This is a genomic window from uncultured Flavobacterium sp. (assembly GCF_937967675.1).
GTDB lineage: Bacteria > Bacteroidota > Bacteroidia > Flavobacteriales > Flavobacteriaceae > Flavobacterium.
In genome coordinates, this window is the sequence record NZ_CALBSN010000072.1 from 22,957 (window position 1) to 33,526 (window position 10,570).

Annotated in this window: 4 protein-coding genes and 1 pseudogene; 1 reads left to right on the plus strand and 4 read right to left on the minus strand. The window is 31.0% G+C overall.

The genetic code is table 11. From position 1 onward, the window contains the following. Positions 1 to 7 precede the first annotated feature (7 nt). The 4 genes from Q0075_RS05095 to Q0075_RS05110 all read right to left on the minus strand — a co-directional run bounded on the left by Q0075_RS05095 (position 8) and on the right by Q0075_RS05110 (position 9,815). Entirely contained in the window at positions 8 to 1,423 is a 1,416-nt protein-coding gene (locus Q0075_RS05095) for an Ig-like domain-containing protein (protein ID WP_297868569.1), read from the minus strand. Between the two features lie 16 nt (positions 1,424 to 1,439). Continuing rightward, positions 1,440 to 4,556 carry a glycosidase gene (locus Q0075_RS05100; RefSeq protein WP_297868570.1) on the minus strand — a complete coding sequence of 1,039 codons (3,117 nt, stop codon included), beginning with the start codon at positions 4,554 to 4,556 and terminating at the stop codon, positions 1,440 to 1,442. A gap of 264 nt (positions 4,557 to 4,820) precedes the next feature. Further along, positions 4,821 to 7,631 carry a triple tyrosine motif-containing protein gene (locus Q0075_RS05105; protein ID WP_297868571.1) on the minus strand — a complete coding sequence of 937 codons (2,811 nt, stop codon included), beginning with the start codon at positions 7,629 to 7,631 and terminating at the stop codon, positions 4,821 to 4,823. A 111-nt stretch (positions 7,632 to 7,742) separates the two neighbouring features. Next, complete coding sequence (locus Q0075_RS05110; RefSeq protein ID WP_297868572.1) at positions 7,743 to 9,815, minus strand: T9SS type A sorting domain-containing protein; 2,073 nt, start codon at positions 9,813 to 9,815, stop codon at positions 7,743 to 7,745. Positions 9,816 to 10,149: 334 nt separating this feature from the next. On the opposite strand from Q0075_RS05110, the pseudogene Q0075_RS05115 reads away from it, so the two are divergent. Then, positions 10,150 to 10,570, plus strand: a pseudogene (locus Q0075_RS05115) (excinuclease ABC subunit A); the annotation flags it as partial.

Below are 10,570 nucleotides of genomic sequence, written 5' to 3' on the forward strand. Positions count from 1 at the left end.
TACGATTCTAGTTATAGAAATATACGTTATCTACATAAATTACAGAACCATCACCACCTTCAAGGATAATTTGTGCTAGATTAGATCTACTAGCTAAACCAGGCATTGCAGAAAATGGAATGTCGATTGACATCCAATTTTGAGAAACAACAAATGGTGTTGTGAATGTGGTAGAATGTCTTGTATCATCTCCACCTCCATAAACTCCATTAGCACCAAAGTCAACAATAATAACTCTTAATTGTCTTCCTGGAGCAACAGCTCCTGGAATAAAGGCATCTAAATGAAAATGGGTCATTGAAGTAGCATTTACAGTTGGTGAACTAAACTCAATTCCTACAAAATTAAAAATGGTATAATTTAATATATTGTCTCCATTAACTGAAAAATCGTTTGATACTGTTGTTTGCCATGGTTGCCAATATCCATTGTAATAATTTACGGGTACATTATTGTAGTGATCCGAAAAAATTGAAATAACATTGGCTTGGCTTCTGGTAGGTGTTGGAGCATAAACGAAAACACCTGCACAATTAACCGTTAAACTGCCTGTAGCTTGAACACCATTTATTGTTGCTGTTATAATAGAAGTTCCTCCACTTAATGAAGTAACTAATCCATTAGAATCTACTGTAGCTACTGTAGAATTTGATGATGTAAATTCAAAATAAGCAGGACTTAAATTAACTACTTGATTTTGACCATTAGGTAAATTAAATGTAGATATAATACCTGTTACATTTGAATTAACTCCTACAAAAGTATTTACTGAAGCATTAGTACCATTCATAATAGAAGCACCTATAGTTCTTATAGTTCCTAATTTTTCAAATTTTAAATCATCAATCCAAAAGGTGTAACCCATACCATTTGTAGCTTGAGTTCCTGCTGCATATCGAAACATTCCTCTTTCTTTTATAAGTTTTGATGCATCAGGAATAGGAATAATTACTTTAGACCAATTAGTTCCTACACTAACATTAGTTATGGTGGCCATGTATTTATTTTGGTCAAAATCTTCACCAAATCCTAACTGGTCAATAGTTACCCCTTGAGATGCTTTAATATAAAAAGTTAAGGCATCGAAATCGGTTAAATTACGACCTGCACCTTCTGTTCTAAAGATAGCTCCAGCGTAATTTCCTTCAGGATCATTAGCATTTGGAACATCAAATCGTAAAGACACATTACTGTTATATCCTTCAGATCTATCAATTGACCAAGCGGTTGCTTTAGATCCTCCATAAGGAAAGTAAAAATCTGACCCCATTCCTACAAAATCATCGGTGAAGATATTTCCAATTTTTGGAAAAGTAGCAACAGTAGCTTCATCAGATAATTCTCTCTCGCAACTTGTAATCATTGTTGTTACTGTTGCAAGAAGAAAAAATGCTTTTAAATAATTAAACTTACTATTTTTCATATTTTTCAATTTTTTATTATTTACCAATATTAATGTGAATATATGTTCTGATTTCCCACTCTGAACCATTACCAAACCCAACTGGACTTAAAACTGGTACTGGTGGATATGTATTTTCAGGAACATATGTTGGAGAATATCTAGGAGAATATTGATCTAATGATCTCCAAATTCCCATTATACCAATTCTTGTATCAGGCAAGATAAACCAATTTGGTTTTCCAACAGAAGTTGAAATATCAATTGAGCTTTGAAGAGGATATGTTAAGTTGAAATCTTTGTGGTAATCAAAAGGTCCCCAATCATTAAATTTTAGAGAAGACACCACTTTCACTTTTTTATAAATCATTCTAATATCACCACCTGCTCTATTAATAGTTCTTTGAGAATCTCCATTTGCTTGACCATTTCCGAAGTATAAGTTAGCAATAAATCCTAAATCGGGCGATACTTTTGAAACTATTCGAGTATTAGATTCCCATAAATCTCTTGCTGGTGCCGAACGTTCGAATGCAAATTGCGTTCTGTTAGATAAAAATCCGATAGCGGCATCCATAGTTGTTGGTAAATGACGGTAAACAAATCCTGTACTAAAGGCAAATTTTGCATCTTCAACCATATCATTATTCCACTCATACATCCAAGTTCCTGGAGTTGGGTCATAAGTTAACAATAATTCTCCTCCAACAGTTTCACGATTTGCTCTTACGATAAATGGGTCGTCTAAAATATTTCTCAATCTACCTGGAGCGTCAACACCATTTGGCATCGCTTCAACTAAAGGCTTTTGCCATAAAAAGTTTGGCGCAATTTGTAAGTTTGAATTTACATTGTAAGTAAAACCTGCTAAGAAGTTCATTTGATTTCCACTTCCACTATCTTTAAGTCTCCATCCTGTAAATGTTTGGGTATAATCACCACCACCATTTGCTACTAAACCTTGAATGGCTCCTTGTGTATAAGCGTTAAATCTTCCTTTAGAGAAAGTTAGTTTTGCTTTACCTCCCCAGTTGTCTTTATTATTTACTTTATCCACTTTTACCACATCACCATCCATCATTTGGAATTCTCTTCCGTTTAAAGGTTGACCACCCCAAATACCTCCGAACTCGATACCTAAATTACCTAATTTTGTTTGTAAATAAACAGTAGCTCTTCTTGTTTTAGGTTGAGGGATAAAAATAGATGTAATAGCCTGAGCCGCACTAGAAATGTCTTCATGGTAAACTGCTGCTGCATTAAACCTACCTATTTTTCTGTTGTATTTTAATAAGTAAGCTGGGTTAGCTCCCCACCATAATTGAGGTCCAAAAGCAGCTTTTAAACCATTTAAACTACCTCTACCATCGAATTCAAAGCCAGAAGTTTCTCCGTTATAGATATCTAAATTAGGTCCGTAATTTGCTTCTGGATACAATCCAAAGAAATCACCTTCATAACCCCAATGATAATGACCTGTTCTGTAAAATCCTCTTAATTCAAAATCTTTAGCTGTCCATTTGTAAGAAGCATTATAAATTTGAACTCGGTTAACATCAGTCGTCGTAACTTCACCATCACTGGTCACTACATTTTGAGCTCTACCTCTATTCTCATAAAAAATCTCGTTAATAGGATTTGTAGCAACATTTCCTAAAATATTGAAATTAACATTCGCTTTCATATTAGCAGATGGATTACCTTCTACACCAATAAAATAAGATTGCATATGATCAAATCCTAATCTATTTGGATAAGTACTTGTATTCGGGTCGTCTGCTTTAGGAGTTGTAAGTAAACTTCCTCCTGTATTAAAAGTTGTAAATTCTGCTCTTAAATTACTTAATTTAATAATTCCTCCATCATTTGCAGCTAAAGCAGCCTTATCGCCTCTAGCTCTTAACGCAGCATCCATTAGATTAGTTTCGTTAAAATGAGAAGATATGACTTGATTACTAACTCCATCTTTAAATGGATTTAGTTTGTGAATATCTTTTAAAACATAATAAGCAGCTCTTGGATATAGTTGATAGTGTCCTTTTTCGTTTGTTGGACCTTTAGCACAAATACCAAACCACTCTTCATTCATATTATTTTGTCCTTCAGAATAATCTTTTTGATAACCACCATTAGACCATGATGGATTAGTATCATGCAAGTCTAAATTTTTTGTTTGACCGTATTTCCACCAACCATCACTAAACTGAAAAGTATAACCCCCTATAGCATTACCTGTTTTACCTAATCCAGCAGCATTTTCATAAATTTCTTTCCAATTCCCTTTCAAATAAAAAGCTTGCGCATTTTGATCTTCTTGATTAGAAAGAACATTAAAAGCATCAGCACCAAACTCTGTGAATAATACAGGTTTTCCATATTCTTTTTTAACACGTTCAAATAAATCTCCAAAAGAAACTCCGCGATAAACATTTGTTCCAAAAACATCAACATCTTTACATTCTTTAGCAATAATGTCTAAGAAAAGTAAGTCACCGTTACAAATTGCTATTGGATGATTCGAATCAATGGCTTTCATTGCAACTGTTGCTTCATTGAAAAGCTTGTACATTGAACGCGCTCTGACTGTTGATTTTCTATCTTGAATAGGGATATCTTCTGTTTCAGCTCCATCCCAAAACAATCCATAGTTATTTTCATTTCCTAAAAGGAATAATAATAACCCTTTCGTGTCTTTGTATTCAGATGCTAATTGAGTTACTTCTTTAAGAAGTAGTTCACGTGTTTTAGCATCAGAGTATTCCGTATTAGGTTTCCATACTCCATCAATTGTAAGTCCATAACGACCAAAGGAATGATTCAACATGGTGTAAATACCATAGTTTTCATAAATGTATTCAATCCATTTTTTGGGTATACCTGAATAAACACGAATCGAGTTTACTCCCATGTTTTGAAGTAATCCCATTTCATCATCTAATGCTTGACGAATAAATTCATCTGATTGATTCCACAGACTGTAAGAGTAGTTTGTGCCAATTGGAAAATAATCCCAATTCATTCCGTTAACCATAAAATCTTTACCACCGACTTTAAGTTTCATTCCAGAATCGTTATTTTCGATTACTACTTTCTCGGTTTGAGCGGAAATAGTAAAGGAGTAACAAAAGATTAATGACAAAATAATTTTTCTCATTTGTTGTATGGATTTAAAAAATTAATATTCTATAAAATTGAATTCACTAATGATTTCATAAAAATAATTAGTTATTATTTCATTTTTAACAAAATTAACCTCAACAAAAAACATACATCACAAAAAAGCGACAAAAAACCTTGCAAAAAGCCAATAAAATATTGGTTTCATTTGTAAAAAAAGATTTTAATTCACCTTTGTACAGATAACCAATCATCAAATGTTGAGGTGATGTATAGGTTGAAATTACTATATATAAGTTATTTAAATCGCTAATAAATACTCAACTAGACCCGTTTCGTGAGGAAGATTCATTTTTTTACGCAAACGATATCGTTTAATTTCGATACTTCTAACCGAAATATTAAGTAAAGGAGCTATTTCTTTAGAAGATAAATTCAATCGTAAATAGGCACAAAGACGTAAATCATTTGGTGTTAATGTTGGATGATTTTCTTTAACTTTTTTCAGAAAATTGTTGTCTGCACTATCAAAGGCTTCCTTAAAAATATTCCATGTATTTTCTTCTTTTACATTCTTATTGATAGTAGAAATTACAGATTTAATACTTCTATTGGTTGAACTATCGGATGAGTTTTTTAAATCAGCTTTAATGATGTTAAGAAGTTCTGTCTTTTTAATCAAATTCATATTTGTAACAGCCAACTCTTTATTTTTCTTGTCCATATCTTGAGCCAACTGTTCGTTTTTAATCTTCATGATTTGCTGTTCATTCTCCAATTCTTTCAATTCAAGGAGAATGTTATTTTCAGCAATAATTCTTTGATGACGCTTCTCGTGATAAAGTGTGTAAAATTTGTGAATGTAATATCCTAAAACAATAAATAGAATGATATAAATAATAATAGCTAAATTATTTGCATACCATGGTTTATTAATTTCAAACTTATAAATTGCCACATTATCTGTAATGGAATTAGCTACTTTTGCTCGTACACTAAAAACATAATCTCCGGCTGGCAAATTTTCAAAAAACACTTGAGAACTAAATGACCAATCACTCCAATTATCATGTAAACCTTCTAATTTGTATTGATATTCAGCATTAATATATTTATCAAATTCTGGAACCGCAAAGTAGAATGCTAAATTATTTTCATCGTAATCAAAACTTCCTTCTTCAGAAATTGATACATTATCTGATTTAGCATTAACCGAATTATTTGTAATTCCAAAGATTGAAACTTTATAATTATTGAATTTAAAATCATTGTTTTTAAGAATATAAAAACCATCCGTTGTTCCTATTAAATAATTAGCCTCATTTAATTGAAGAATATTTTCATAACCGGGCATGGAATTAGTTAAAGAGGAAGGAATTGGCAAACTATTTTTTTTCAACTCAGAAGATAATTTCCCAGATGAATAGTAGTGAATATAATTTTTAGTAAAAAACCAAAGTTTATTGGATTTATCAACTATCATTTTTCCTGTCACATATTCCTCGTTATCAAACATTGCACTCAACGACTTATCTCTTTCAAAAGCCTTTGTTATGTTATTGATTTTAAAAACACCTGCTTTTGAAGCATAAAAAATTTGATTATTATACTTAGCTAAAGAGGCATTTTTACCTTTTTCTGGATTTTTAAATCTAAATATATTTGAAGCATTTTTTAATTGAAGATCGACCGAAAAACGATATACTCCTTTGTATTCATGACTTACATAAATTTCTTTTGCATTTAATATTTCAAAATGTTTTGAGGAATAATTAAATCCTTTAATTTTATTCCTGAAAATCCAACTATTATTCTTCTTTTCTAAAACTGATATTCCATTGTAATTTCCTTGTAAAAGGAGGTTGCTTTCAGATGAATATGGTACAAATTTCCAAGTACCTGATGCATTGTAAATTAGATTAGCACTAGTTCCATTTACAACAAAAGTACCCGAATCATGTCCACAAAAAAGGGTATTTTGATAAGAAAATAAATTCCAAACCTGTCCTTTAGTGTTTTGAACAAACTCAAATTTTGAAGAAGAATTTAAATCTTTACAAAACAAGCCTTGATTAGTACCTATATACAATTTATTATTATGAGTAATTGATGTATACGTTGTGCCTAAAATACCCGTATTATCTAAGTAACTTGTTATTGGTGATTTTAAATTAATACAATTAATACCATTATCTAAACCTATCCATAAATTTTTATCAACATCTTCGAAAAGAGATAGTGCTGTATTATTGCTTAAGCCTGAATTTTGTGTTATATGATAAATTAATTTACCCTCTTTAGATAAAACAAAAATTCCATTAGATATTGAACCCAAAGCTATACTTTCATCCGACAAAATTTGACTACTATATATATTACTTTGTTGAATTTCAGCATCTACATTGGTTATAAATTTTGACAAAGTTCCATTTTTATAACAGAAAATCCCTTGCTTTTGAGTAACCAAAAGCAATCCCTCGGCAGTATCAAAAATATTAATCACCTTGTTTTGATTAATAATTTGGTTACTTAAAAACAATTTACTCTTTCCTTGATCTATCTCATATAAACCTTTAGTTGTTTGAAAATAAATTCCATTTGAAGTTTTAAAAGCTTTTAAAATAGTACCATTGGGATTAATTATTGTAAAAGAATGGGTCTTGGTATTATAGGCATAAATTTTTTCTAGCGATTGGAAAAGAATCCAATTATCAAAGGGAAAAATGCCCCAAAACTGTTCATCATCACTTATTTTATCTTGTATAGAATTACTTAAAGAAGTATACACAAGCTGCCCGTTTTCGATTCTTTTCCAAAAACCAAATTCCATAAAAGCTCCTGTATAAATTTTATCATTAATGCAATTTACAGAACGAATAATGGTTTCATTTGGAGATGAATTCAAAATCCATTTCGAACCATTAAATTCTAACAATCCTTCATTATTAGCAAAATACATAAATCGATGACTATCTTGTGAAATCATCCAATTTTGTATACCAGCATTGTAATTATCTTTAGAATACTTAACAATTGGTGGTAATTGTTGAGCAACACAATAAACTGAAGATAAGAATATAAAAAATTTAAATAAACTTTTTGAAAATGGCATTTTTGATGTAATTAAAAACTAAAGATATACAATATTAATTTTAAAAAAAAATGATTTAAAAAAAAGACTGTCATTGCTGACAGTCTTTTATATTCTTTACATATAAGTAAATTACTCTTTTATGAATTTAGTTGAAGAAACATTCCCTTCAATCATCGTTTTAATCACATAAACTCCAGTATTCAAACCTGACACATCTAAACTAACAGATGTTCCGTTGCTTTGCTTATTCACAACTTCTTGTCCTAAAACATTGTAAACAGAGATTCTTTGAATATCTCCAGTAGCTTCAATATTTAAAACATTAGCTGTTGGATTTGGATATAACTTCACTTTAGAAGTTGTAAAACTTGAAGAAGACATTGTGGTATTTTTATGTAAATAAATGTTATCAACATAAACTGATCCTAAATTTGAAGTAATTAAAAATTGATATAAAGCTTCTCTACTTTGAGCACCTGCAAAAGATGTTAATGGAACATCAATTGAAACCCATGAACCTGTAGTAGTTGGTAAATGTGTTAACAGTAATGCAGAAGTTTCACCTGCTTGTGCTGCATGATTTGACCATTTTGGATTTAATACTTTTCCAACTAAATTAACTCCAGCGTCAATGTAATAATCCATGTGAAAATGTGTCATAGAAGAAGCATCTACATAATTTGCCAATTGAACCCCTAAGAAATTACCAAAATTAATTTTTTTCATTGCATTTCCAGTAAGTGTAATATCTTGGATATTAGAATCATCCCAAGGAGTTGACCATTCTGTTACAGGAATATTTGTATAAGCATCACTAAATAATGAAATTACATCTGAAGTGGCTCTCGCAGGAGGTGTTGGTGCATTTGTAGATGGACCAGTTACAACAAAATTAACAGTATAAGTACTTATTACTGATCCATTAGCTGAAGTTACGGTAACTGTAGCTGAACCAGGTAAAGTGGTAGCTTGTGAAATTACATAAGTAGCAGATGCATTAGTAGTTGTAACACTTGTAATTTGAGGAACTACAGTTGTTCCTGTTAATAATTCATAAGTATAAGATTGAATTGTAGAACCAAAACCTGGAATAGTTGAACCATCAACTTTAAGATCACTTAATGATGCATCAGCTGTTGGATCTACTGAAGTTTTCCAAAAATAAATATTATCAAAATAAAAATTTGCTGGAACTGTACTTCCTGGTCCATTTGCTGCAAACTTCAATTGATATACGTTTGTCCAAGTCATTCCGGTAAAAGCTGATTTTGGAATATCAACACTATACCATTGTCCTTGAACGTGATTAATTGTTACTAAAAACTCCGAAGCACCACCAGCATTGCTAATTGGACTAACTTGTAAAATTGTATTAGCAGGATTAGCATTGGACCATACATCAATGTGCAAATATTCCATACTAGATAAATTAGTAGCCGTAACTTCTGTTCCTTGGTAATTAAAATTTGTGTAAGCTAAAATATTGTTACCTGATGTAACAGTAAAATTAGGGTTAACTGAACCACTTTGTCCCCAAAAAGGATTTAAGTTAGTAGCTATGTTAGTATAAGAATCACTAAATATTGAAACTACATCAGCTTGAGGACGAGTAGGAATAGGAGCATTTGTAGTTGGTGCAGCAGTTGAACATGGCGCACATGTTCCTCCACAATCAACTCCTGTTTCTGTACCATCTTGCATACCATTAGAACAAGTATTAACAACCTCAGTAACAGATACATTATCTATAAAAACATAACCAGTAGCAGCTCCCATGTCAAAAATTACTCTATCAGCAACAGTTTCCCCATAATTAATTGTAAATGTGTAGGTAAAAGTTTGAAGAGATGATGTCAAAGTGGTAGTTGCTGTTAATGCAACCCATGGTGCATTATTTTGACCAAGACCAACTGTCATTGTTCTTGTTCCTGTTGTAGCATCTGTAAAAGCATCAAAAGATAACTGGTAGGTAGTTCCACTCACTAAATTGATGTTTTGACTTAAATTCACATCATATGGATTACCTGCAGCTAAAACATTAGCTTGATTTACAAAATTGCCTCCACCTAGATCCACTACATTAGCAGCATTTCCGTACCAAGGAGTGGCAGCTCCTGATTGAAAATTACCATTTGTTACTAAATTCTGAGAGAAACTTAGTGAACAAAACATAATTGATAATAAAAAAGTAATTTTTTTCATAATATTTAATTTTGTTTAGTTAAAATTTGATAATTGTAAAATTAATTGATAAAATTCACTTTCATATTTTAATTTATATATACAAACTATACATTATCTTTTTTTAATGTAAAAAAAATAAAACAAAATAAATACAACAAGTAATTGATAATCAATTATTTATAAATATAAAATGATAAAATTGTATAGTTATTGTATAGTTTAAAAAAAAGAAAAAACTTACTACAACGTTATAATTACATGTAAATTTTATCAATAAAAACGATTTGGAATCTAAAGAATAAGCATAACTTGATTAAGATTAATTATCTTTGCAAATCTTTTAAAAACAATCATGACACAATTTGATTTTTCTACCTTAGAACCTAAAAAAAACATTCTAATTAAAGGAGCGCAATTGCACAATCTTAAAAATTTAGATGTTGCTATTCCTAGGAACAAATTAGTGGTTATTACAGGGCTTTCCGGTTCTGGTAAGTCGAGTTTGGCTTTTGATACGCTTTATGCCGAAGGACAACGCCGATATGTTGAAAGTTTATCTTCATACGCGCGTCAGTTTTTAGGAAGATTAGACAAACCTAAGGTGGAATATATCAAAGGAATTGCGCCCGCGATTGCCATAGAACAAAAGGTAAACACTAGCAATGCACGTTCTACAGTAGGAACTTCTACCGAAATTTATGATTATTTAAAACTTCTCTTTGCCCGAATTGGTAAAACCTACTCGCCTATTTCTGGTAAAGAAGTAAAAAAAG

What these genes read in the sequence shown, in the direction of transcription:
- Q0075_RS05110 (WP_297868572.1), bottom strand. Translation starts at nt 9,815, where the DNA reads ATGAAAAAAATTACTTTTTTATTATCAATTATGTTTTGTTCACTAAGT.
- Q0075_RS05100 (WP_297868570.1), bottom strand. Translation starts at nt 4,556, where the DNA reads ATGAGAAAAATTATTTTGTCATTAATCTTTTGTTACTCCTTTACTATT.
- Q0075_RS05095 (WP_297868569.1), bottom strand. Translation starts at nt 1,423, where the DNA reads ATGAAAAATAGTAAGTTTAATTATTTAAAAGCATTTTTTCTTCTTGCA.
- Q0075_RS05105 (WP_297868571.1), bottom strand. Translation starts at nt 7,631, where the DNA reads ATGCCATTTTCAAAAAGTTTATTTAAATTTTTTATATTCTTATCTTCA.